This window comes from Streptomyces filipinensis (assembly GCF_014649495.1).
Taxonomy (GTDB): Bacteria; Actinomycetota; Actinomycetes; order Streptomycetales; family Streptomycetaceae; genus Streptomyces; species Streptomyces filipinensis.
On the sequence record NZ_BMTD01000001.1, the window covers coordinates 179,038 to 200,603 of the forward strand.

At 71.1% G+C, this 21,566-nt stretch carries 21 protein-coding genes, 2 tRNA genes and 1 pseudogene; 12 read left to right on the forward strand and 12 right to left on the reverse strand.

Annotation, left to right across the window (positions count from 1 at the left end; genetic code table 11):
* Positions 1-57 precede the first annotated feature (57 nt).
* The 4 genes from IE244_RS00775 to IE244_RS00790 all read left to right on the forward strand — a co-directional run bounded on the left by IE244_RS00775 (position 58) and on the right by IE244_RS00790 (position 3,310).
* Positions 58-837 (forward strand): HAD-IIA family hydrolase, encoded by a 780-nt coding sequence (locus IE244_RS00775; RefSeq protein ID WP_191870665.1) that lies wholly within the window; start codon positions 58-60, stop codon positions 835-837.
* A 116-nt stretch (positions 838-953) separates the two neighbouring features.
* Positions 954-1,511: a hypothetical protein gene (locus tag IE244_RS00780; RefSeq protein WP_191870666.1), complete on the forward strand. Its 558-nt coding sequence runs from the start codon at positions 954-956 to the stop codon at positions 1,509-1,511.
* 9 nt (positions 1,512-1,520) lie between these two features.
* Positions 1,521-2,189 carry a class F sortase gene (locus IE244_RS00785; RefSeq protein ID WP_191870667.1) on the forward strand — a complete coding sequence of 223 codons (669 nt, stop codon included), beginning with the start codon at positions 1,521-1,523 and terminating at the stop codon, positions 2,187-2,189.
* A gap of 98 nt (positions 2,190-2,287) precedes the next feature.
* Positions 2,288-3,310: a glycoside hydrolase family 6 protein gene (locus tag IE244_RS00790; protein WP_191870668.1), complete on the forward strand. Its 1,023-nt coding sequence runs from the start codon at positions 2,288-2,290 to the stop codon at positions 3,308-3,310.
* On the opposite strand, the gene glxA is transcribed toward IE244_RS00790, so the two are convergent.
* From glxA to IE244_RS00810, 4 genes are all read right to left on the reverse strand, one after another.
* The gene (gene glxA, locus IE244_RS00795; RefSeq protein WP_191870669.1) at positions 3,311-5,248 is read right to left on the reverse strand and encodes a radical copper oxidase GlxA; all 1,938 of its coding nucleotides are present in this window, start codon (positions 5,246-5,248) and stop codon (positions 3,311-3,313) included. It lies immediately after the preceding gene.
* A complete protein-coding gene (locus tag IE244_RS00800; RefSeq protein ID WP_191870670.1) occupies positions 5,245-7,224 on the reverse strand; it encodes a glycosyltransferase family 2 protein in 1,980 nt (659 codons plus the stop codon). Before IE244_RS00800 ends, glxA begins: the two co-directional genes overlap by 4 nt.
* Positions 7,225-7,535: 311 nt before the next feature.
* Positions 7,536-8,285, reverse strand: a complete 750-nt coding sequence (locus IE244_RS00805) for a FadR/GntR family transcriptional regulator (RefSeq protein WP_229853899.1) — start codon at positions 8,283-8,285, stop codon at positions 7,536-7,538.
* Between the two features lie 105 nt (positions 8,286-8,390).
* A tRNA-Lys gene (locus IE244_RS00810) sits at positions 8,391-8,464 on the reverse strand.
* A 186-nt stretch (positions 8,465-8,650) separates the two neighbouring features.
* Between IE244_RS00810 and IE244_RS00815 the strand changes: the two genes are divergently transcribed.
* From IE244_RS00815 to IE244_RS41680, 5 genes and pseudogenes are all read left to right on the forward strand, one after another.
* Positions 8,651-9,715 carry a peptidoglycan-binding protein gene (locus tag IE244_RS00815; protein ID WP_191870671.1) on the forward strand — a complete coding sequence of 355 codons (1,065 nt, stop codon included), beginning with the start codon at positions 8,651-8,653 and terminating at the stop codon, positions 9,713-9,715.
* Between the two features lie 123 nt (positions 9,716-9,838).
* The gene (locus IE244_RS00820; protein ID WP_191870672.1) at positions 9,839-10,981 is read left to right on the forward strand and encodes an SPFH domain-containing protein; all 1,143 of its coding nucleotides are present in this window, start codon (positions 9,839-9,841) and stop codon (positions 10,979-10,981) included.
* A gap of 133 nt (positions 10,982-11,114) precedes the next feature.
* Positions 11,115-11,720, forward strand: coding sequence for a lytic polysaccharide monooxygenase auxiliary activity family 9 protein (locus IE244_RS00825; protein WP_191870673.1), 606 nt, complete (start codon positions 11,115-11,117; stop codon positions 11,718-11,720).
* 117 nt (positions 11,721-11,837) lie between these two features.
* Positions 11,838-12,305, forward strand: coding sequence for a DUF3592 domain-containing protein (locus tag IE244_RS00830; protein ID WP_191870674.1), 468 nt, complete (start codon positions 11,838-11,840; stop codon positions 12,303-12,305).
* Between the two features lie 6 nt (positions 12,306-12,311).
* A pseudogene (locus tag IE244_RS41680) lies at positions 12,312-12,631 on the forward strand (acyl-CoA synthetase); the annotation flags it as partial.
* Here the strand turns inward: IE244_RS41680 and IE244_RS00840 are convergent.
* The 6 genes from IE244_RS00840 to ehuB form a co-directional block, all read right to left on the reverse strand.
* Positions 12,597-12,670: transfer RNA gene (locus IE244_RS00840), tRNA-Lys, on the reverse strand. The pseudogene IE244_RS41680 and the gene IE244_RS00840 sit on opposite strands and share 35 nt — an antisense overlap.
* 86 nt (positions 12,671-12,756) lie before the next feature.
* Positions 12,757-13,515: an IclR family transcriptional regulator gene (locus tag IE244_RS00845; protein WP_191870676.1), complete on the reverse strand. Its 759-nt coding sequence runs from the start codon at positions 13,513-13,515 to the stop codon at positions 12,757-12,759.
* A gap of 224 nt (positions 13,516-13,739) precedes the next feature.
* Positions 13,740-14,522: an ectoine/hydroxyectoine ABC transporter ATP-binding protein EhuA gene (gene ehuA, locus IE244_RS00850; RefSeq protein WP_191870677.1), complete on the reverse strand. Its 783-nt coding sequence runs from the start codon at positions 14,520-14,522 to the stop codon at positions 13,740-13,742.
* Positions 14,512-15,162, reverse strand: coding sequence for an ectoine/hydroxyectoine ABC transporter permease subunit EhuD (ehuD, locus tag IE244_RS00855; protein ID WP_191870678.1), 651 nt, complete (start codon positions 15,160-15,162; stop codon positions 14,512-14,514). Before ehuD ends, ehuA begins: the two co-directional genes overlap by 11 nt.
* Positions 15,159-15,902, reverse strand: coding sequence for an ectoine/hydroxyectoine ABC transporter permease subunit EhuC (gene ehuC, locus IE244_RS00860; RefSeq protein WP_191870679.1), 744 nt, complete (start codon positions 15,900-15,902; stop codon positions 15,159-15,161). Before ehuC ends, ehuD begins: the two co-directional genes overlap by 4 nt.
* Positions 15,899-16,816, reverse strand: a complete 918-nt coding sequence (ehuB, locus tag IE244_RS00865; protein WP_191870680.1) for an ectoine/hydroxyectoine ABC transporter substrate-binding protein EhuB — start codon at positions 16,814-16,816, stop codon at positions 15,899-15,901. Before ehuB ends, ehuC begins: the two co-directional genes overlap by 4 nt.
* Positions 16,817-16,863: 47 nt before the next feature.
* Here ehuB and IE244_RS00870 point away from each other — a divergent pair, with 47 nt between their 5' ends.
* Positions 16,864-17,382 (forward strand): DUF3830 family protein, encoded by a 519-nt coding sequence (locus tag IE244_RS00870; protein ID WP_191870681.1) that lies wholly within the window; start codon positions 16,864-16,866, stop codon positions 17,380-17,382.
* A gap of 14 nt (positions 17,383-17,396) precedes the next feature.
* Here IE244_RS00870 and IE244_RS00875 read toward each other — a convergent pair whose 3' ends face one another.
* The gene (locus tag IE244_RS00875; RefSeq protein ID WP_191870682.1) at positions 17,397-18,818 is read right to left on the reverse strand and encodes an amidase; all 1,422 of its coding nucleotides are present in this window, start codon (positions 18,816-18,818) and stop codon (positions 17,397-17,399) included.
* A gap of 14 nt (positions 18,819-18,832) precedes the next feature.
* Positions 18,833-19,783 carry a D-2-hydroxyacid dehydrogenase gene (locus IE244_RS00880; protein ID WP_191870683.1) on the reverse strand — a complete coding sequence of 317 codons (951 nt, stop codon included), beginning with the start codon at positions 19,781-19,783 and terminating at the stop codon, positions 18,833-18,835.
* Positions 19,784-19,990: 207 nt separating this feature from the next.
* Here IE244_RS00880 and IE244_RS00885 point away from each other — a divergent pair, with 207 nt between their 5' ends.
* Together IE244_RS00885 and IE244_RS00890 are read left to right on the forward strand one after the other, a co-directional pair.
* A complete protein-coding gene (locus tag IE244_RS00885; protein WP_191870684.1) occupies positions 19,991-20,782 on the forward strand; it encodes a maleate cis-trans isomerase family protein in 792 nt (263 codons plus the stop codon).
* Entirely contained in the window at positions 20,779-21,510 is a 732-nt protein-coding gene (locus tag IE244_RS00890) for a maleate cis-trans isomerase family protein (protein ID WP_191870685.1), read from the forward strand. The genes IE244_RS00885 and IE244_RS00890 overlap by 4 nt, the downstream gene beginning before the upstream one ends.
* Positions 21,511-21,566 lie beyond the last annotated feature (56 nt).

The window sequence follows — 21,566 nt, forward strand, 5'->3', positions numbered from 1 at the left end:
GCCGTGGTTCCGGCGCCCCCGCTTTCTTGACCGTACGTACGCCAGGAGACGCACAACATGCCAGACCGCAAGCCGATCGAGTCGTGGCTGACCGACATGGACGGTGTCCTGATCCACGAGGGTGTCCCGATCCCCGGCGCCGACGCCTTCCTGAAGAAGCTGCGCGAGTCCGGGCGGCCCTTCCTGGTGCTGACCAACAACTCCATCTACACCGCCCGTGACCTGCACGCCCGCCTGCGCCGCATGGGCCTGGACGTGCCGGAGGAGAACATCTGGACCTCCGCCCTGGCCACCGCCCAGTTCCTCGACGACCAGCGCCCCGGCGGCAGCGCCTACGTGATCGGCGAGGCCGGTCTGACCACGGCCCTGCACGACATCGGCTACATCCTCACCGACCACGCCCCCGACTTCGTGATTCTCGGCGAGACCCGCACCTACTCCTTCGAGGCGCTGACGAAGGCCGTGCGACTGATCAACGACGGCGCCCGGTTCATCGCCACCAACCCCGACAACGTGGGCCCGTCCACCGAGGGCGACCTGCCCGCCACCGGCTCGGTCGCCGCCCTGATCACCGCCGCGACCGGCAAGAAGCCGTACTTCGTCGGCAAGCCGAACCCGCTGATGATGCGGGCCGGCCTGAACGCGATCGGCGCCCACTCCGAGACCTCCGCGATGATCGGCGACCGCATGGACACCGACGTCCTCGCGGGCCTGGAGGCCGGCATGCGCACCTTCCTGGTGCTCAGCGGCGTCACCCAGCCCGACGACGTCGACCGCTACCCCTTCCGTCCGTCCCAGGTCGTCGACTCCATCGCGGACCTGGTCGATCTGGTCTGAGCAGCGGTTTCAAGGGATTTCCACACCACGAACCACCCGTTCGGAGCAATGGGGCGCCCCCCGAGGATGCGGGGGCGCTCCGGCCGGGGGAGCCTCCTGATATCTGGAGGTTCACGATGGGCTCACTACGCCTCACGTTCTGTACCGGAATCCTGGCCTGCACCGCCCTCGCACCGGCGGCGCACGCCGCCCCCGCGGCCGACGCGGGCTCGGTCTCCGTGACCCCCGCCTTCCCCGCCCCCGGTTCCGACGTGTCCCTGCAGGTCCGCGGCTGCTCCGGGCAACAGGGCACCGCCACCTCGGCCGCGTTCGTCTCCGACGCCCGGCTGACCGGCGGCCAGGGCACCCTCTCCGGTGAGACGCGCGTCCGCTCCTCCCTTGAACCCGGCCTCTACGACGTCCGGATCACCTGCGCCGACTCCGTGATCACCAGAAAGATCACCGTGGGCGGCAAAGGAGCCGGCCAGAGCCAGGAACCCGGCCGGCGGCCCGGCGCCGACGCCACGCCCGTCGCCCCCGTCCACGCGGGCGGCGGCGGCACCGCGCACTTCGCCACGGTGGCCACCAGTGAGTCCGGACCCGACACCGGCCAGGAGGTGACCGGCCTGGCCCTCGCCGGGATCGCGGCGGTCGCCGTCGGACTCGGCGCCCGCCGCAGCCGCCGTGACCGCTGAAGCGGCCGGATGTCCGACGACCGCGAGCCCGCCACCGGCAGCGGACGGCTGATCACCGGCCTCACCTGGGCGGTGCTGCTGCTCGGACTGTGGCTGTGGGGACTCGGGGTGACCGGCACACCGCACGGCACGGGCGACCCCGCCACGGGTGACCTGTTCGCCGTCACCCCCGTCGACCCCGCCCGGCTGCCCCGCCCCGCCACGCCGCTCGGCGACGCCGTGCCCCAGCGGGTCGACATCCCCCAGCTGGGGGTGCGGGCACCAGTGGTGAGCAGGGGCCTCGACGCCCAGGGCGCCGTCGACCCGCCGCCCCTCGACCAACCGGGCGTGGTCGGCTGGTACGGCGCCGGCACCGCCCCGGGTGCCAAGGGCGCGGCGCTCCTGGTCGGGCACGTCGACACCGCCACCCGGCCCGCGGTCTTCTACAAGCTCAGCACCCTCAAGCCCGGCGAGACGGTCCGGGTGGTCCGCTCGGACGGCACGGTCGCCGAGTTCACCATCGACGACGTCCGGGTCCTGCCCCGCGCCGGCTTCGACGCCGACCAGGCCTACGGCCCCCACCGGCCCGGCCGGGCCGAGCTGCGCCTGATCACCTGCGGCGGCTCCTTCGACCGCGCCAGCCACAGCTACACGGCCAACGTGGTGGTCTCCGCCTACCTCACCGGTACCACCCGCTGACCCCCGTACGCCCCGCCACGCGACCTCGTGACGCACCGGCCGGATATGCCACGATTGGCACCCGGACCAGTTCGCCCAGGGGGACCAGGGGGATGCGCATGGACGGCAGCAGGGGGGCCCGCCCTTCCGCACGGGTGTCGGCGGCGGCGGTGCTGGGGGCGGCACTGCTGCTGGCCGGATGCTCCTCCGGCGGCGGGGACGGGAGCGGGGACCCGGCGGCCCGGATCACCCAACAGCCCAAGGCGGCCGACCCGTTCTGGGTCAACCCGGACGGCACCGCGGCCCGCCAGCTGGCCGCGTACGCGAAGGCCGGCCGGAAGACCGAGGCGGCGCAGGTCCGCAAGCTCGCCGAGCAGCCGGTGGGGGAGTGGATCGGCCCCGAGAACCCGGAGAACGAGGCCCGCGGCTTCACCGAGGCCGCCGAGAAGTCCGACCGCACGGCCCTGCTCGTCCTCTACGACATCCCGCACCGCGACTGCGGCCAGTACTCCCAGGGCGGTGCCGCCGACGGCAACGCCTACCGCGCCTGGGTCGACGCCGTGGCGCGGGGCATCGGCGACCGCTCCGCGATGGTCGTCCTCGAACCCGACGCCGTCCTGCACCTCGTGGACGGCTGCACCCCGGCCCAGTTCCACGAGGAGCGCTACGACCTCCTGCGGGGCGCGATCGCCCGGCTCAAGTCCCTGAAGAACACCAAGGTCTACCTGGACGCGGGCAACGCCGGCTGGGGCCACCCCGACCAGATCTACCAGTCCCTCCAGCAGGCCGGCGTCGACCGGGCCGACGGCTTCTCCGTCAACGTCTCCAACTTCTACTCCACCCAGGACTCCCTCGCCTACGGCAAGCAGCTGTCGTCGAAGGTGGGCGGCAAGCACTTCGTCATCGACACCAGCCGCAACGGCAACGGCCCCTACACCGGCGGCGACCCGGCCCAGCGCTGGTGCAACCCGCCGGGCCGGGCCCTGGGAGAGACCCCGACGACGAAGACGGCCGACCCCCTGGTGGACGCCTATCTGTGGGTCAAGCGGCCCGGCGAGTCCGACGGCACGTGCAAGGGAGGGCCGAAGGCCGGGCAGTGGTGGGCGAGTTACGCACTCACCCTCGCCCGGAACAGCGGGTGATCACGGCACCCTGACCCACTGTGCCGTCGACGGTGTCCCCTGGTCGTCGTCCACGAACAGCATGTACCACCCGGACTGCACCAGGTTGCGGTCCTTCGGGACGGTCACCGTGATCCGGTCACCGGCCGTCCTGAAGTCCAGCGCGATGGACCGCTGGTCCACGTCCGTCACATGCGTCGACGCGCTCGGCCGGATCAACCGCACCTTCTTGATGCCGGCCGCGTGCTTCGACGTGAACGTGCCCGAGGCGCCCCGGGCGATCGTCTGCGGCCCCCCGCTCAGCGTCGGCCGGGAATCCCGGTACAGATAGGGCGGCGTGTAGATCTCGATCCGCTGCTCGAACTTCCCCGGCCTGGTGTTCGCCTTGTCCGCGTACAGCGAGTCGGACCCGAAGAACATCACCCGTCCGTCCGGCAGCAGGATCGAACCGGAGTGGTAGTTCCGCCCCACCAGCGGGTCGGCGACCTGGGTGAAGCTGTTGCTGTCGGGGTGGTACAGCCGGGCCTGCAGGATGTCGGAGTCGCCGCGCCCCCGGTAGTCCTCCGAGCCGCCGGACACCAGAACCGTGTCGTCGGGCAGGATCGAGGACTGCGGATACCGGGTGCCCTTCGCCAGCTCGGGCCCGTCCACGAACCTGGGCGCCTTGGCCTTCAGGTCGATCAGCCGCGTCTTCCTGCTGGACAGCTCCGACTCACCGACGCCGCCACCCCCGATCACCATGAACTTCTCGTTCTGCGCCGGAGGCAGCAGCACGGTCCCGGAGGTCTCCATCATGTTCGGATCGGAGAGCCCGGGCAGCCTGGTGAACGCGTTGGTGCCGACGTCCCAGATCCCGGGGTCGCGGCCCACGTTGTCCGGCCCGTACCCCGCGTTCGACCCCGAGTAGAAGATCTTCCCGTTCTGCATCAGGAATAGCGCCGGATATGTCGGGAACTGGCGGATCTTCTTCGTGTACGTCCACTTCTTGGTCGTGGGGTCGAAGATCTCGTTCTTGCCCGGCACCAGCTGCCCGATGTCGTCCAGCCCGGAGACACTGAGGATCCTGCCGTCCGACAGCGTGGTGAGCGTCGGGTACCAGCGGGCCTCGTTCATCGGGTCGACCTTGATGTACCGCTCGGCGACCGGATCGAACTCGTAGGCGTCGCGGATGCCCTGGAAGTCCTTCTTGTCGAGGGCGAGCTTCTGCGCGATGCCGTACGTGTTGCGCGCGTCGGTGCCGGTCAGCCCCTGGATCCGGTAGTTGTCCTGGGTGCCGGTCTCGTACCTGGTGCCGCTTCGCTGCGCCTCGACGTAGATCCGGCCCAGCCCGGGGTCGTTGCGCAGCCAGGCGCCCGTGCCCGGGTCGAACACCTTCTTCGCGCGTGGCACCAGCACCGGGTCCTTGGAGACGAAGGTCCTGCCGTTGGTCCTGCCGGTGAACCTGGTGCCCGCGGGCAGCGTGATCGGCTTGTCCGGGTTCTCGTTGTGGACGATCATCAGGCCGCCGGCCTTGGTGACGTCACCCTTGAGCTTCTCGTAGCGCTTGGTGCCGCCCGCGATCAGCAGATTGCCGTTGGCCAGCTGCGTGTGGCCGGTGCAGAACAGGTCGTTGGGCGTGGGGATCTTCTTGATCGTGCCCTTGACCGGGTCCCAGATCCGGGTGTCGAACTTCTTCTTGTCGAAGTTGTCCTGGTTGTTGCCCGATCCGGCGACCAGCAGCACCTTGCCGGTGTGCAGGAGCGCCGCGTGGATGGTGTCCTGCCGGTACTCCGGCGGGAACTCGATGATGTCCCAGTGGCCGTTCGCGGCCTTGTACTCGGGTCTGTTGATCTTGTACTGGTGGTACTGCGCGGTGCCGAAGCGGTACACCCACGGCCCGTTCATCCCGGCCAGCGCGAGTACCACCGCCGTCCCGATCGCGAGTCGACGGGCGCGACGGCGGCCTGCCTGGTCCTTCATTCCTTACGTCCCCCAAGTCCGCCAAGGGCGATCTGCATGGACTGCTCGTTCTCCCCGTCCCGGTGGCCCTGCCCGGCGTTCGCCCAGGTGGGCCGCTGCTGCGGCACATGCGGCGCGGGGGCCGCGTACGGTGCCGGTACCGCGTCCTGCGGTTCGGCGACGGCCGGCGCCGGCTTCGGCCGCCTCTTCTCCTGCCGCAGCGTGTACTGCCAGGCGAAGATCGGCGAGGCGGTGATCAGCAGCGCGAAGCACGCCCAGGTGATCATCGCGGGGTGCGAGTGCCCGAACACGAAGCCGGCCGCGAGGGAGCCGGCGAAGACCAGGATGAAGAACCAGTGGATCCGGAACGTCCCGAACAGCGTGTCGGGGCTCGCCGACTCGCCCTTGGGCGTCACCACGAACTTGCTCTTGCGGCGCAGTACGGCGTCCATGAGGGAGCGCGCGTAGACGGGCGCGGACAGCGCCGACATCACCATGCCCGCGACACCGCCGGAGCCCTCCGGCTCGTGCGGGGAGACGTTGTGCCGCCGGTTCCAGATGTACAGGCCGATCTGCAGCGCGGAGGCGTTGCCGTACAGCATCAGCCACACGGTCGGGTCGATGTTCACACCCGAGGCGCCCAGGCCCAGGAACAGCGCGCAGCTGAGCGCGGCGAGGATCCAGTTGAGGGCGGACATCGGATAGAAGATGATCATCATCGTGTAGTTGAAGAGCTTGCCCGGCCCCAGTGTGAACAGGCCCTTCCAGTACTGCTTCAGGATCGTCTCGTACGTGCCCCGGGACCAGCGCAGCTGCTGGGTGAAGAAGTCCGTCCAGGCGTTCGGTCCCTCGCCGACGGCGAGCACGTCCGGGGTGTAGACGGACTTCCACTTCCGCCCCGTCGCCGGGTTCTTGGCGCGGTGCATCTCGAAGCCCGTCGCCATGTCCTCGGTGATCGAGTCGTACAGGCCGCCGATCTGCTTGAGCGCCCTGATCCGCACGGCGTTGGAGGTGCCGACGAACATCGGGGCGCCGTAGCGGTTGCCGGCGCGCTGGATCAGGGCGTGGAAGAGGAACTGCTGGGACTCGGCGGCCTTGGTGACGAACGTGTCGTAGTTGCCGTACACCTGCGGGCCGATGACGAAGCCGACGTCCGGGTCGCGGAAGTAGCCGAGCATCCGCTCCAGGTAGTTGGGCAGCGGCACGTGGTCGGTGTCGACGGAGGCGAAGAAGTCGTAGTCGTCGCCGTGCGCCTCCAGCCAGGCGTTGTAGTTGCCGTGCTTGGTCCTGGCGCGGTGCGGGCCCTTGGGCTGGTTCCACTGCGCGACGCCCTTGCGGGAGAAGTGGTGCACGCCGAGCCGGGCGCAGACCTCCTTGACGGCCGGGTCGTCGCCCTCGTCCAGCAACCACACGTGCAGCAGCCCCCGGTGACGGAGTTTCACCGCTGCTTCCAGGGTCTTCGTCACCATCTCCAGCGGCTCCTTGCCGGGCACGAAGGAGGTGAGGAAGGCGACGCGGGTGCCGGCCTCCGGGACGACCGGGACCGGGTCGCGGGCGACGAGCGTGGCGTGCGCGTTGGACAGCACGTTCATGCAGCGGAAGAACTCGATCAGGCCGATCGAGACGAGCATGACGGTGTCGAGGGCCGGCAGGAAGTCGTGGGCCGGGTAGTCGCGTTCGGTCCAGTGTTCGGGCTGGAGCAGCCAGAACAGCAGGACGAGGGAGAGCACGGGGGCCGCGCCCAGCATGAGCGCGGCGCGCACGCGGTGCGGCTCCTGCGAGAGCAGCGAGCGGTACTGCACCGTGTACGGCTTCGTCGGGTCGGGCTGGGTGAGGGGGCCCGCGAGCCGGCTGTAGTGCTCGTAGTCGTATCTCGGCAGGCTCTTCCTCATCCGGCGGAACTGGCCCGTCCGGTGTGTGACCGCCCTGAGACGTGTGGTCTGTGACGGGTCGTTGTGAGCGTGGCTCGGTCCGGCGCCCGGCGGCGTCGACGTCATGAGTCATTCCCCCCACACGCAGGTCACCGCGTGTTTCGTCGGTCCTTTTCCGCCCGGCCGGCTCCCCTTAAGCCCGCGTGCGGATCAGTGGTGGCTCCCATACCCACGTCTTCCCCACGTTATAGACACGGGACGGCGAGCTTCCGGTTGCATGATGCCCCCCTCGGCATCGATTCATGAGCGGGGCCCCCTCCCCGCCTGCGGGCAACCGCGTGATTCCCCCCAACTGCCGTCAGGCCGCGGCAGGTTGAACATCCAGGGTTCTACGGCGCTCCGCATGATCGCAAGACGCGAAACGCGGTGTTTACCGCTCAAACCCGTTCATTGTGGCGCGGGTGGGGCGCGGGAGGCCGGGGTGCGCCGGTGGTCTCGGGGGACCGTGGCGCGCCGCTGGTGGAGAGGCGGACACGGACGTTGCCGAAGTGGTCTCTTATGGCCTCCTCCGCCCGCAGCGAGTCGCCGGACCGGACCGCGTCCAGGATCTCCCTGTGCTGGCGGCAGGTGACCCGGGGGTCCTGCGGCACCTCCACCAGATCCCGCTGCACCCGGTGGAAGGCGTCCCAGAACGCCTCCAGCACCTCGCTCAGCAGCACGTTGTCCAGCCCCCGGTAGAGGGTGGCGTGAAAAGCACGGTCGGTCTCGGCGAGGCCGGCTCCCTGTGCGGCCTCCTGTTCCATACGGTCCACGAGGGCGTCCAGTTCAACGAGGTCCGCCTCGGGCAGCCGTCCGGCCAGCCGTGAGACCAGTCCGGTCTCCACGGCCTCGCGCAGCTCCAGCAGCTGCAGCAGGGACTCCTCGCCCCGGTAGTGCCCGGCGACGGTGCGGAAGGCCAGCCCCTCGATCATGGGTGCGAACGACATGGAGCCGACGTACGTCCCGAAGCCGTGCCGGATCTCCACGATCCCCATGGCCTGCAGCGCCTTCAGGGCCTCGCGCACCGAGTTCCGGCTCGCGCCGAGGTACTCCATCAGCTCCGGCTCGGTCGGCAGTGGGGCGCCCGAGGGCAGCCGCCGATCGATGATCAGCTTCTTGATCCGCTCCTGAAGGTCCCGGGCTGCCATGGCGAGAGGGTATCCGGCCAATCGGGGGGACGGCCCGGTTCCGGACAGGGGGGATGTGCGGGTATGCGGAAGGCCCCCCGCTTCCGCGAGGGGCCTTCCGGTCGGTGCGCCGCCAGGGACTCGAACCCCGGACCCGCTGATTAAGAGTCAGCTGCTCTAACCAACTGAGCTAGCGGCGCCTGCTGACAGAGAGAACTCTACCTGACCTTTCGGGGTGCCCCCGACCATCCATGGGTGGCCGGAAGGCCTCCCCCGGGGCCGCGTACATCGTTCGGACCGTCAAAGTGGCGGCCCGATGGACAGTTGAGAAACTGATCATCGTGCACAAGCGCGGACAAAACACCCCCGAATGTGAGGTAGATCGCATGACCGCTCCGGTGTTCGAGGAAGTCGAGCCCGCGAGGGACTGCGACTGCCCCGGTTGTGTCGAAGGGCGACGGGTGAGCCCCCGTCCGTCGTCCGGCCGACCCGGCGGTCGCCCGGCGGCCTGCGGAATCGTCGTCGTGGCCGCCGCGTCGGCCGTCCTCGGCGCGGTCACCCCGGCCGCGGCCGTCACCCCGGCCCGGCCCGCCGGGCACCGTCCCCACGTCCCCGCCGACGGCGAGCCCGAGACCCCCCAGGGCGGCAGGTCCCAGCTGCACGGTGCGGCGGGCAAGCCGGTCGCCCCCGCCGACGTCCCCACCCCCGCGACCACCCGGGCCGACATCATCAAGCGGGCCAAGGTCTGGGTGGCCGCACAGGTGCCGTACAGCATGTCGGACTACTGGTCCGACGGCTACCGGCAGGACTGCTCCGGCTACGTCTCCATGGCCTGGAACCTGGGCACCAACGAATGGACCGGCAGCCTCGACCAGTTCGGCGTGAAGATCACCAAGGAGGAGCTGCAGCCCGGGGACATGCTGCTCTTCCACAACCCCGACAACCCCGAGAAGGGCTCCCACGTGGTGATCTTCGGCGGCTGGACGGACACCGCGCACACCACCTACACGGTCTACGAGCAGACGCCCCCGCACACCCGCAGCCAGCCCACCCCGTACCCCTACTGGAGCAACGCCGACAAGTACGTCCCCTACCGCTACAAGGGCGTGACCGCCGGCACGGCGGACGCGGAGCGGGACGACGGCAAGGCGAAAGCCCCGGGCCGGTCCGCCTCGCACCAGGTGCCCGGCTATCCCGGCCGGAGCCTGTTCCGCCCGGGCGCGGAGAACCCGTACGTCACCCAGCTGGGCCGCCGGCTGGTGAAGAAGGGGTTCGGCAGGTTCTACGCCGGCGGCCCCGGTCCACGCTGGGGCGAAGCGGACCGGCGTGCCGTGGAGGCCTTCCAGCGCGCTCAGGGCTGGCGCGGCGGCGCCGCGGACGGCTACCCCGGGCCGGAGACCTGGCGACGGCTCTTCATGGAGGCGGACCCCGGCCCCGAGAGCGGCCGCTGACCGCCTGACCGTGGCGGCCGGCACCAGCCGCCACGTCCCTCCCCCCACCCGCACCACCCCCTGTCCATCCCCCTGTCCACCCCCCTGTTCATGACGTATCTGGCGCGGAGGCTGGAGGAACGCATGAGTACGACCACGTCACACACACCGCCCGAATCCGAGGGGCAGCCGGAGGGCGGTCCGGTGCCGGGCGGGCGCCCGGCCCGGCTGATCCAGAACGAGGTGACCACCGAGATCCCCGTCCATCTGCTCTTCCGTGACGATCCCGACCCCCTGAACCCGGTGAAGGTGCCGCTCAAGCCCGCCGTGGTGGGCCGCCGCCAGGGCACCGGTGAGCAGCCGCGCCTCGGGCGCCCGGCGCCGGTGCGCCGCCGGCCGCTGCCGGAGGTCGACGCGGCACTGGTCGAGCGCCCGGCGCGGGTGCTGCCGGGGACGGCCGGACTGCTCGCCGGGGCCTGCGGACTCACCGGATGTCTGGCGACCTCCTGGTGGGCGGGGCTGCTGCCGTCCGCCGCGCTGGAGGCGCTGCGGCTGCCCGCCTCGGCGGCCGCGGGTCTCGGCCCGGCGCAGTGGGCGGCGTACGCCGGGGCCGGGGCACTCGGGATGTTCGGCTTCGCCGGGCTGGCCCGGGGGCGGACCGGGCGGGCCTGGGTGCTCGGGATGTTCGGCGGCTACCGGGGGACGGTCCGGCGCACGGGGCTGCTCTGGGTGAATCCGCTGCTGCGCCGCCGCCGGGTCGATGTGCGGCTGCGGCACTGGCGCAGCGAGGCGCTACCGGCGGCGGATCCCGAGGGGATGGCGCTGCGGGTGGTGGTGCTGGTGGTGTGGCGGGTGCGGGACACCGCGCGGGCCGCGCTCGGCCTGGAGGACCACGAGACGTATCTGCGCGAGTGCGTGGAGGCGGCGCTGGCCCGCGTTCCGGTGGAGCCGGCGGGCGGGCCGCGGGGCGGGGTGACGGCGGCCGGGGACGCGCTGACCCGGCTGGTGGCGGAGGAGACCGCGCCGGTCGGTGTGGAGGTGTTCTCGGTGCAGCCGGTGCGGGTGGAGTACGCCCCGGAGGTCGCCGCCGCGATGCACCGGCGCAGGATCGCCGCGCTGGACGCCCGGCAGCGGGCCAGCGTGCTCAGCTCGGTGGTGGACTCGGTGGAGGACACGGTGACCCGGCTGACCGTGCGCGGCCTGGTGGAACTGGACGACTACGAGCGGAAGGCACTGGTGAAGGACCTGACGGTCGCCTTCTGCTCGGGGCGCGGGGAGCCGCTGTAGCGGGCGCCCGCCGGGGACTCCGTTGCGGGCGTCGTTTGTATGGACACAGTCAACGGCCGGTAATAATCTGGCACTTGGTCTAGACCTACCTGCACAGCTCATCGAACTCCCCACGTTCTCCAGGAGCGGCAGTATGCGCACGAGGACCAAGTTGTCCGCGGTCGTGCTGGGCGTGGTGACCGCCGGAGCGTTCGCGCTCTCCACCGGCGCCGCCAGCGGGCACGGCTACACCGACCTCCCCATCAGCAGGCAGAAACTCTGCGCCAACGGCACCGTGACGGGCTGCGGCGACATCCAGTACGAGCCGCAGAGCGTCGAGGGCCCCAAGGGCTTCCCGGCCGCGGGGCCCGCCGACGGCCAGCTCTGCAACGGCGGCCTGAGCCGGTTCGCCCAGCTCAGCTCGCCGGTCACCCCGTCCGGCGGAGCCTGGCCCACCACCAGGGTGACGGGCGGCCAGTCGTACACCTTCCGCTGGCAGTTCACCGCCATGCACGCCACGACGGACTTCAAGTACTACGTCACCAGGCAGGGCTGGAACCAGAACCACCCCCTGTCCCGCTCGGACCTCACCCTCACCCCGTTCCTGACGGTGCCGTACAACGGCCAGCGTCCGCCGCAGACCCTCAGCCACAGCGGCACCCTGCCGACCGGGCTGAGCGGACACCACGTCATCCTCGCGGTGTGGACGATCGCCGACACGGGCAACGCGTTCTACGCCTGCTCGGACGTCACCTTCTGACGGCCGTACCGCCACAGCACGGAAACTGAGGTTCCCTTGAGGCGGGCCGGCCCTACCGCCGGGTACGTTCCTCGCACGCCGGCCGAGCGGGACGGCGTACGACCTCGGGGGAACCTCATGTTCGAGCTGTTTTTCTACGCCGTGCCCGCGCTCATGATCACCCTGGCCGTCTTCGGCCTGCTCGGGCTGCTGCGCCGGTCGCGGGAGGTGCGCCGGGCCTGGAACGGCGGCCTGACGGCCGAGGCGCGCTGCCTGCGGACGTACACCACGACCAGCGGCGGCGCCGGCGAGACCTCCGTGTCCACGACGCTCCACCATGTGTACGAGTTCACCACCCGCGAGGGCCGTACCGTGCGCTTCGAAGAGGGCAACGGGCCGGGGACGAGGATCGTGGGCGACGTCGTGACCGTGTACTACGCGGCGGAGCATCCCGAGCGGGCGACGGCGCACGCCCCGGCGCGCGGAAAGCTCGCCGCCGAATCCGGCTGCCTGGTCGCGTTCTTCGCCGTGTTCATCGGGGGCTGCGCCCTCTTCATGATCACCGCCCACGCCGCGTTCTCGATGACGGACGACTTCTTTCCCTAGGCTCCCCAGGTGATGGCGGCCGTCGCGGGGACCTTCGATCCCACGGCCTTCACCCAGTTCCTGGCGGCCCGGCCCGGCCTGGGGACGAAGATGGCGCCCGGGTTCGTGCGGGTGCTGGAACGGATGCCGGTGACCGCGACGAACGAGATCCACCGGGCCCTGCTCAGGCGTGAGGGGTACGGGTGCACCGATCCGGTGTGGTGGAGGCCACCAGGGGAGACCTCGTACCGGCGCCTCGCCACGGAGAACGCCGAAGGGCCCCTCGCTTTCGCGAAGGACCCTTCGTCCATGTGCGCCGCCAGGGACTCGAACCCCGGACCCGCTGATTAAGAGTCAGCTGCTCTAACCAACTGAGCTAGCGGCGCATGACTCCCGCCTTCCGCGGATTTCTGCCTTCCGCGGCTGGCGACGAAGAAAATACTACCTGGTCCTGAGGGGTGCTCGTGACCACCTACAGGGTCAGGGACAGCAGCACCGGTGTCGCGCTCCGGTTGAGCGTGTCCGCGGCCTGCTTCAGCCGGTGCGCGTGCTCCACGGGAAGCGACAGCGCCAGGCAGCCGACCGAGGAGCCCGCGGTGATCGGGACCGCGGCGCAGACCGTGCCGACCGCGTACTCCTGCAGGTCCAGCACCGGCACCGTCGGCGGCTGGGACTCCAGGCGGGACAGCAGCAGCTTGTCGCTGGTGATGGTGCGCGAGGTGAGGCGCGCCATCTTGTACCGGGAGAGGTGGTCGCGGCGGGCGTTGTGGTCCAGCTGGGTCAGCAGGCTCTTGCCGACGGCCGTGGCATGGGCGGAGCAGCGGAAGTCGACCCACTCGTTGACCGCCGGGGTGGTGGGCCCGGCGGCGTACTGGGTGACCTTGACCTCGCCGTCGACGTACCGGCTCATGTAGACCGCCGCGCCGACCGAGTCGCGCAACTGGTCCAGGGTGTGCTGGAGCTTCTCGCGCAGGGCCCGCTCGCGGTCGTGCGCGGAGGTGAGGCGGCGCAGGGTGTCGCCGGTGACGTACGCCCCGTCGGTGATCTGCTCGACATAGCCCTCGCGGCGCAGCATCCGCAGCAGGGCGGTGAGCCGCTCGGAGCCCAGGCCGGTGCAGCGGGCCAGCTCGGTGTCGGTGACACCGGCGGAGTGGCGGGCGACGGTCTCCAGCACGCGCAGCGCGTCCTGAGCGGAGTGGTACGGGGCGGTCGGCTCGTGCATCAGCGCCACGGTGGTCTCCCCCTGCGCTCGCCTGTCTGTTCGCCGGTCGGTAGCCGCGGGATCCGGTCGGCGGATCGCTACCACGATAACGGGCAAACCCCCTGCCGGGAGAGGGGGTTGGCGAGATTGTTCCGCTCGCCGTCCCCTCCCAGCTGCGGGCAGATCCATTGGCATATGCCACGGGTATGACCCAGCGGCCGGACCTCGGCATCGTCCGGACCCGGCCGCCGCGGTCACAGCACCGCGCTGAGGAATTCCCGGGTCCGGTCCTGCTCCGGGTCGGTGAAGATCTTCTCCGGGGAGCCCGACTCGATCACCCGGCCGCCGTCGAACATCAGGACCTGGTCGGAGATGTCGCGGGCGAAACCCATCTCGTGGGTCACGCAGAGCATCGTGATGTCCGTGCTGCGGGCGATGTCCCTGAGCAGGTCGAGCACGCCCGCCACCAGCTCCGGGTCGAGCGCGGAGGTCACCTCGTCCAGCAGCAGCACCCGGGGCCGCATCGCCAGGGCCCGGGCGATCGCCACCCGCTGCTGCTGCCCGCCGGACAGCCGGGTCGGCTTCGCGTCGCACTTGTCGGCCAGTCCCACCAGGTCCAGCAGCTCCCGGGCCCGCTCCTCGGCCTCGTCCCCGGACATGCCGAGGACCTGCACCGGGGCCTCGGTGATGTTGCGCAGCACGCTCATGTTCGGGAACAGGTTGAACTGCTGGAACACCATTCCGATCTTCTTGCGGACCTCCCGGATCTGTTTCTCCGGCGCCGGGAACAGCTGGTCCCCGTCGACGGTGATCGTGCCCTCGTCCGGCCGGGTGAGGGTCATCAGAAGTCTGAGGATCGTGGTCTTGCCGGAACCGGAGGGGCCGATCAGGGTCACGTGCTTGCCCGGGGCGACGGTGAAGCTCAGGTCGTCGAGCACGGTGTTCGCGCCGAACCGCTTGGTGATGTTCGCGAGGCGGATCAGCTCGCCCGGCTGGGCGTCGGACAGGGACGGCTGCGGGTGGGTCTCAACGGACAAGGCGACGCTCCAGGGCTCGCAGGAGAAGGGAGGCCAGGTAGGAGATGAGGACGAAGGCCACACCGATCACCGTGATGGGCTCGGTGAACTGGAAGTGCTGCTGCGAGAAGAGCCGGGCCCGCTGGAGCATCTCCGGCACGGTGATCAGCATGAGGATCGGTGTGTCCTTGAGCATGGCGATCACGTAGTTGCCGAGGGCCGGCACCACCCGGCGGATCGCCTGCGGCAGGATCACCGCGGTCCAGGTCCGCCGCCGGGGCAGGTTCAGCGCGGTCGCCGCCTCCCACTGACCGGCCGGGACCGCCTCGATACCGGCCCGGTAGACCTGCATGGTGTACGTCGAGTAGTGCAGGCCGACCGCGAAGACGCCGGTGGCCAGCGCCGAGAAGGTCAGGCCCCACTCGGGCAGCACGTAGAACAGGAAGAACAGCTGCACCAGCAGCGGGGTGTTGCGCACGAACTCCGTGACCACCCCGACCGGCCAGCGCACCCACCGCAGCGGCGTCCGGACGAGCAGCGTCCACACCAGACCGAGCGTGAAGGACACCAGCGAACCGAGCGCGAGGACCTGCAGCGTGACCAGCAGCCCGTGCCAGAAGGCCGGCATGAAGTCGCCGACGGCGTTCCAGTCCCACTTCATGCGGCACCTCCGCCCATGCCCACGCCGCCCGCGGCGCCCACGCCGGTCGTCTGGGCCCGCTTGAGCTCACGCGCCGCCCACTCCGTCCCGGGGTCCTTGCCGACCCCGGCCTTCAGCCGCTTCTCCAGCCCGCGCATCAGCCGCGTCAGCACGAAGGCGATCACGAAGTAGATCACCAGGACATAGGTGTAGATCTCCGCGCTCTGCTGCAACGCCAGCCGCACCAGGTTCGCGCTGAACGTCAGATCGCCCATGCCCATGACCGACACCAGGGCCGTGCCCTTGAGCAGCTCGACCAGCAGGTTGCAGAACGTCGGGATCATCTCCGGCACCGCCTGCGGCAGCACGATCAGCCGCAGCCGCTGCCAGGGCGTGAAGCCGAGCGCGATCCCGCCCTCCTTCTGCGCCGGGTCCACCGCGTTCAGCGCGCCGCGCACGATCTCCGAGCCGTACGCGCCGTACGTCAGCCCCAGCGCCAGCGTGCCCGCCCACATCGGCACCAGCTGCCAGCCCACGGCGACCGGCAGCACGAAGTACACCCAGAAGATCATCACCAGCGCCGAGGTGCCGCGGAACACCTCGGTGTAGAAGCCGGCGACGAAGCGCACGATCCACAGCCGGTGGGTGCGCGCGACACCGACGACGAACGACACCGCCGCGGTCAGCAGCGCGCTGAACACCAGCAGCTGGACCGTGGTCCAGACGCCCTCCAGTACGAGGTCCCACAGTCCCGGGGTCATCCGCCGCACAGCTCCTTCGCGGTGAGGCCGGTCATCTCGGCCTTGGTGAAGCCGAACGGCCGCAGGATCCGGAACAGTTCGCCGCTCTTCTTCAGTTTGCGCAGCTCCCCGTTGAAGGCGTCCCGCAGGCTCGTCTCGGCCGGCCGGAACGCGAACGCGCCGCCGTCGACGTGCGGTGTGCCCTTGACCAGCGGCGCGAACGGCCGCGTGGCCTCCGCCTTGGCGGACTTCCTCACCACCTCGCGGGTGGTGAGCGCCGTACCGGCGAACACGTCGACCCGGCCCGCCTCGACGGCGTTCAGCCCCGCGACCTGGTCCGGGACGATGAGGATGTCGCCTTCCTTGTACCCGGCCTCGACCGCGTACTGGATTTCGGCGTATCCGGTGCCGGTGGCGAACTTCGCCTTCTTCGCGACGACATCGCGGTAGGAGTGCAACCCCAACGGGTTCCCCTTGCGCACGATGAACGAATCCAGCATCTGGTAGTCCGGATCGGCGAAGATCACCTGCTGGCAGCGCTCCGGATTGACGTACATCCCGGCGGCCACGACATCGAACTGCTGCGAGTTCAGCCCCGGGATCAGCGAACCGAACTCGGTGGGCACCGGCTGCACCCGGCCGACCCCCAGCCGCTTGAAGATCACCTTCGCCAGCTCGGGGGCCTCGCCGGTGAGGCGGCCGTCCTTGTCGATGTACCCGAACGGGACCTCACCGGCGATCCCGAGCCGCACGACACCCTGCGCGCGGAGCCGGTCCAGCAGGTCACCGCCCGCCTTGCCCGAGGCCGCGGCCACCCGCGTGCAGCCCGCCGCACCCAGCGCACCGAGGGCGGCGAGCCCACCGAGCACGGACCGCCGGGTGCGTCTGTGTTCCGCCCGAATTGTGTGTACGTCGTTCCCAAGTGGTGGAGCCATGGCGGCGCGGCTACCCAAGCGCTCTGCGGCTATGCACCCTTGTTTTCATGGCCGATCGATTCGTCACCGTCTCGCTCGACAAGCGGGACGTGCACTGCACGGCACGACTGCTGGACGACCGCGCGCCCCTGACCTGCGCGGCGGTCTGGCAGGCACTGCCCCTCACGGGCGAGGTCTACCACGCCAAGTACGCCCGCAACGAGATCTACGCCCTCTTCCCGCCGTTCGCCTCCACGGAACCCCCACTGGAGAACCCGACGGTCACCCCGATTCCCGGCGACCTCTGTTACTTCTCCTTCGCCGGCACCGAACTCGGCACGAACGCCTACGGCTACGACCGTGAGGTCCGCCCCGGCACCACGGTGGTCGACCTGGCCCTCTTCTACGAGCGCAACAACCTGCTGCTCAACGGCGACGTGGGCTGGGTACCCGGAATCGTGTGGGGCCAGGTGGTGGAGGGCCTGGAGGCGATGGCCGAGGCCTGCAACGACCTGTGGCGCACGGGGGCGGCGGGGGAGACGCTCAGCTTCCGGCGGCACGAAGGGGAACGCGATGCGGGGGCCTGAGCCCTGAGGGCCCGTCAGCAAGGCCTGCCGCGCTGAGCGCCGGTCGCGACCGGTGGGGGCGAAGCCGTGCCCGTCTCGTACAGCGCGTGGGCGGCGCGCAGGACCAGGTCGTCGCGGTGGCGGGCGGCGATGAGCTGCATGCCCACCGGCAGCCCGTCCCCGTCCGTCCCCACCGGGACGGTCGCCGCGGGCTGCTGGGTGAGGTTGAAGGGGTACGTGAACGGTGTCCAGCCCGTCCAGCGCCGGAAGGGGGAGCCGGCCGGGACCTCCGCGCCCGCCTCGAACGCCGTCACCGGCAGCGTCGGTGTCACCAGCAGGTCGTAGCGCTCGTGGAAGCGGCCCATCCGCCGGCCCAGGTCCATGCGGACGTCCACCGCGGCCAGGTAGTCCAGCGCGCTGTACCGGGCGCCCTGGGCGCAGATCTCGCGCAGGCCGGGGTCCATGAGCTGCCGGCGGCGCGGGGAGAACCGCTCGGTGAGGCGGGCCGCTCCGCTGAACCACAGGACGTGGAAGGCCTCCATCGGTTCGCTGAAGTCGGGGTCGGTCTCCTCGACGTACGCCCCGAGGTCCGCGAGGCGTGCCACCGCCTGCCGGACGGCCGCCGCGACCGCCGGCTGGACCGGCACCTGCCCGCCCAGCGACGGCGAGTACGCCACCCGCAGCCCCCGCACACCCCCCTCCAGTGCCTGGGTGAAGGGCCCCGGCGCGGGCGGCAGCGCGGACCAGTCGCGCGAGTCGGGCGCGGTGATGACGTCCAGCAGCAGGGCCGCGTCGGCCGCGTCCCGGGTCATCGGGCCCGTGTGCGACAGGGTGCCGAACGGGCTCGCCGGGTAGAGGGGCACCCGGCCGTACGTCGGCTTCAGGCCGAAGACGCCGCAGAACGAGGCCGGGATACGGATGCTGCCGCCGCCGTCCGTGCCCAGCGACAGGGGGCCCGCGCCGAGCGCCACGGCCGCCGCGCTGCCGCCGCTGGAGCCGCCGGCCGTGCGCGTCGGGTCGTGCGGGTTGCGGGTGATGCCGGTGAGCGGGGAGTCGGTGACACCCTTCCAGCCGAACTCGGGGGTCGTGGTCTTGCCGAGGAACACCGCGCCGTGCTCGCGCAGCCGGGCCACCGAGGGCGCGTCCTCGTCCCAGCCGCCCTGCTCGGAGACCGTCTTCGAGCCGCGCAGGGTCGGGTGGCCGCGCAGCAGCAGGAGGTCCTTCACCGTGACCGGGACCCCGTCGACCAGCCCGGCCGGTTCACCGCGCCGCCAGCGCTCCGCCGACTCCCGCGCCCGTGCCAGCGCGTCCTCCTCGGTGAGCCGTACGAACGCGTTCACCTCCGGTTGACCGCGCCGCGCCCGCTCCAGGGCCTGCTCGGTCGCCTCCACGGGGCTGAACTCGCCCTTGCGGTATCCGTCGAGGAGCGCCACGGCCGTGAGGTCGGTGAGCTGCATGCACCCTCCAAGAGTCAGTGCCCGGGCACGTAACCACGCTGTTTGTCGACGACGTTCACCAGTGGTCTGCCCGCCGCCCACCGCTCGTACAACTCGACGAACTGCGCACCCAGGTCGTCCCGCCAGCCGACCGTGTCCCCGCTCATGTGCGGGGAGACGATCAGCCCCGGCAGTGTCCACAACGGGCTGTCCCCGGGCAGCGGTTCGGCGGTGAACACGTCCAGTGCGGCGCCCGCGATCCAGCGCCGGGTCAGCGCGTCGGCGAGGGCCTCCTCGTCCACCAGGGCACCCCGGCCGACGTTCACGAAGAACGCCGACGGCTGCATCACGCCGAACCGGCGGCGGTCGAACATGCGGTACGTCTCCTCGGTGAGCGGCGCCGCCGCGATCACCCAGTCCGCGCGGGAGATCAGCCGGTCCAGGTCCCCCGGGCCGTGGATGCCGGTCCGCGGCACCCGCCCGACCAGCGCCGTCGTCACCCCCAGGGCCTTCAGGGTGCGGACGATCGCCCGGCCGATCGGGCCCGATCCGACCACGCACGCGCGCGTGCCCGCCACCCGCCGGCCCTCCCGGTGCCGCCAGGTCCGCTCCCGCTGGTGCTCCAGGGTGCGCGGCAGGTCCTTGGCGACCGCCAGCACCAGGGCCGCCACGTACTCGGCGATCGGCTGGTCGAAGATCCCGCGCGCGTTGGTCACCATCGTGCCGGACCCGGCGAGCTCCGGGCACATCAGATGGTCCACGCCCGCGCTCGCCGTGTGCACCCAGGCCGGCCTGGGCCCGTCCCCCGGCCAGGCCTCGCGCACCGCGTGCGAGGTGAAGTCCCAGACCAGGAGCACGTCCGCGGCCGGCAGCCGCTCGGCCAGCCGCGCGGCGTCCGTGTGCACGATCCGGGCACGGCCGGTGAGCCGGCCGAGCCGGGGCGGCGGCTCGGCGTCCAGGACGAGGACGGTGGGGAGGGTCGTCATACGGGGCGGCTCCCGGCGTCGGACAGGCGTCTGACGTACGCGTGACACCGCGGCGTGGCACGGTGGCGTGACATGCGCGGTGAGAAGCGCGGTGACGGGCACGGTGACATGCGCGGATTGACCACGCTCGCACCCGAATCTACCTTCGTCAACACGGGCGTACTCGCGATCCGTTACCCACTCGTCTCTCACCGTGAGGCCAGTGCCATGGACGTCTCCTTTCTCGGCGGCCCCCGCCCCCAGCGCGGTGTCGGCGTGGTGGCTCCCTTCGACTTCGCCCTCGACCGCGAGCTGTGGCGCTGGGTGCCCGACGAGGTGTCGCTGCATCTGACCCGGACCCCGTTCGTGCCGGTGGAGGTGAGCCTGGACCTGGCCCGGCTGGTCAGCGAGCACGAGACCCTCGCTGACGCGGTGCGCGCGCTGACCGCCGTCGCGCCCGAGGCCGTGGCCTACGCCTGCACCTCCGGCAGCTTCGTCGGCGGGATCGCCGGGGAGCGGGCGATGCGCGCGGCGATGAGCCTGGCGGGCGCGCCCCCGTCCGTGACGACCTCCGGCTCGCTGCTGGAGGCGCTGGACGAGCTGCGGATACGACGGCTCGCCCTGGTCACGCCGTACACGGTGTCGGTGACCCGGGCGCTGGAGGAGTTCGTCGCCGAGGCCGGCGTCCAGGTCGCCGGGTGCGCCTTCATGGGGCTGACCCGGCACATCTGGCAGGTGCCGTACCAGGACGTCGTCGCCATGGCACGGCAGGCGGTGGTCCGCCCCGGCAGCGCCGACGCGCTGTTCATCTCCTGCACCAACCTGCCGACGTACGACGTGATCCCCCAGCTGGAGGCCGAGCTGCGCATTCCGGTGCTGTCCGCCAACCAGGTCACGATGTGGGCTGCACTGCGCCGGCTGGGTACCCGAGCGGTGGGGCCCTATCAGGCGCTGCTGGACGAGGCCGCGCGTGCCTGGCCTCCCGTACTGCCCGAAGAGACGCAGGAAGGCTGGACATGACCGCACTCGGATTCCTCTACCCGGGCCACTCCGCCGAGGACGACTATCCACGCATCGAGCAGCTCCTGGGCAGTGACATCCGGGTGGACCTGGTCCACACCGACATCGGCGAGGACGCGCACCGGGTGGCGGCGCTGCGTGAGATGGGGTCCGCCGAGCGGCTCGCGGCGGGCATGGAGGCACTGCGGCTGACCGGCGCCGAGACGGTGGTGTGGGCCTGCACCAGCGGCGGCTTCGTGCACGGCTGGGAGGGCGCGCAGGAGCAGGTGCGCACCCTCGCCCGGCTGGCCGGGATGCCGGCGTCCTCGACGTCGTTCGCCTTCGTGCACGCCGCCCGGGAGATCGGCGTACGGCGGGTCGCGGTCGGGGCGACGTATCCGCAGGACGTGGCCGCGCTGTTCGCGGACTTCCTGCGGGCCGGGGGCCTTGAGGTGACCGGGATGCGCTCGTCCGGGATCGTCACGGCCGCGGAGGTCGGCACGTGGGGCGAGGAGGACGTGCTGACACTGGCCCGCGCGGCCGACGTCCCGGACGCGGAGGCGGTACTGCTCCCGGACACGGCCCTGCACACGGCCGCGCATCTGTCGCTGCTGGAGAAGGCGCTGTCCAAGCCGGTGCTCACGGCGAACCAGGTGTCGGTGTGGGAGGGGCTCAGGCTCGCGGACCGGCGGGTGAACGCGCCGACGCTGGGGACGCTCTTCACGAGGGAGCCGCTCGTGCAGGTCTGACCGCCTCACGGAATAACCGGAGACCGTCTCCTGTTAAGGCCGGGCAGGACAGCGCC

Bases quoted from the DNA above. Each gene is read 5' to 3' on its own strand.
- IE244_RS00890 (WP_191870685.1), top strand. From the start codon at position 20,779: ATGACCGCACTCGGATTCCTCTACCCGGGCCACTCCGCCGAGGACGAC.
- ehuD (WP_191870678.1), bottom strand. From the start codon at position 15,162: ATGAAGTGGGACTGGAACGCCGTCGGCGACTTCATGCCGGCCTTCTGG.
- IE244_RS00805 (WP_229853899.1), bottom strand. From the start codon at position 8,285: ATGGCAGCCCGGGACCTTCAGGAGCGGATCAAGAAGCTGATCATCGAT.
- IE244_RS00820 (WP_191870672.1), top strand. From the start codon at position 9,839: ATGAGTACGACCACGTCACACACACCGCCCGAATCCGAGGGGCAGCCG.
- IE244_RS00815 (WP_191870671.1), top strand. From the start codon at position 8,651: ATGACCGCTCCGGTGTTCGAGGAAGTCGAGCCCGCGAGGGACTGCGAC.
- IE244_RS00825 (WP_191870673.1), top strand. From the start codon at position 11,115: ATGCGCACGAGGACCAAGTTGTCCGCGGTCGTGCTGGGCGTGGTGACC.
- IE244_RS00880 (WP_191870683.1), bottom strand. From the start codon at position 19,783: ATGACGACCCTCCCCACCGTCCTCGTCCTGGACGCCGAGCCGCCGCCC.
- IE244_RS00875 (WP_191870682.1), bottom strand. From the start codon at position 18,818: ATGCAGCTCACCGACCTCACGGCCGTGGCGCTCCTCGACGGATACCGC.
- IE244_RS00790 (WP_191870668.1), top strand. From the start codon at position 2,288: ATGGACGGCAGCAGGGGGGCCCGCCCTTCCGCACGGGTGTCGGCGGCG.
- glxA (WP_191870669.1), bottom strand. From the start codon at position 5,248: ATGAAGGACCAGGCAGGCCGCCGTCGCGCCCGTCGACTCGCGATCGGG.
- IE244_RS00870 (WP_191870681.1), top strand. From the start codon at position 16,864: ATGGCCGATCGATTCGTCACCGTCTCGCTCGACAAGCGGGACGTGCAC.
- ehuB (WP_191870680.1), bottom strand. From the start codon at position 16,816: ATGGCTCCACCACTTGGGAACGACGTACACACAATTCGGGCGGAACAC.
- IE244_RS00830 (WP_191870674.1), top strand. From the start codon at position 11,838: ATGTTCGAGCTGTTTTTCTACGCCGTGCCCGCGCTCATGATCACCCTG.
- ehuC (WP_191870679.1), bottom strand. From the start codon at position 15,902: ATGACCCCGGGACTGTGGGACCTCGTACTGGAGGGCGTCTGGACCACG.
- IE244_RS00800 (WP_191870670.1), bottom strand. From the start codon at position 7,224: ATGACGTCGACGCCGCCGGGCGCCGGACCGAGCCACGCTCACAACGAC.
- IE244_RS00780 (WP_191870666.1), top strand. From the start codon at position 954: ATGGGCTCACTACGCCTCACGTTCTGTACCGGAATCCTGGCCTGCACC.
- IE244_RS00785 (WP_191870667.1), top strand. From the start codon at position 1,521: ATGTCCGACGACCGCGAGCCCGCCACCGGCAGCGGACGGCTGATCACC.
- IE244_RS00775 (WP_191870665.1), top strand. From the start codon at position 58: ATGCCAGACCGCAAGCCGATCGAGTCGTGGCTGACCGACATGGACGGT.
- IE244_RS00885 (WP_191870684.1), top strand. From the start codon at position 19,991: ATGGACGTCTCCTTTCTCGGCGGCCCCCGCCCCCAGCGCGGTGTCGGC.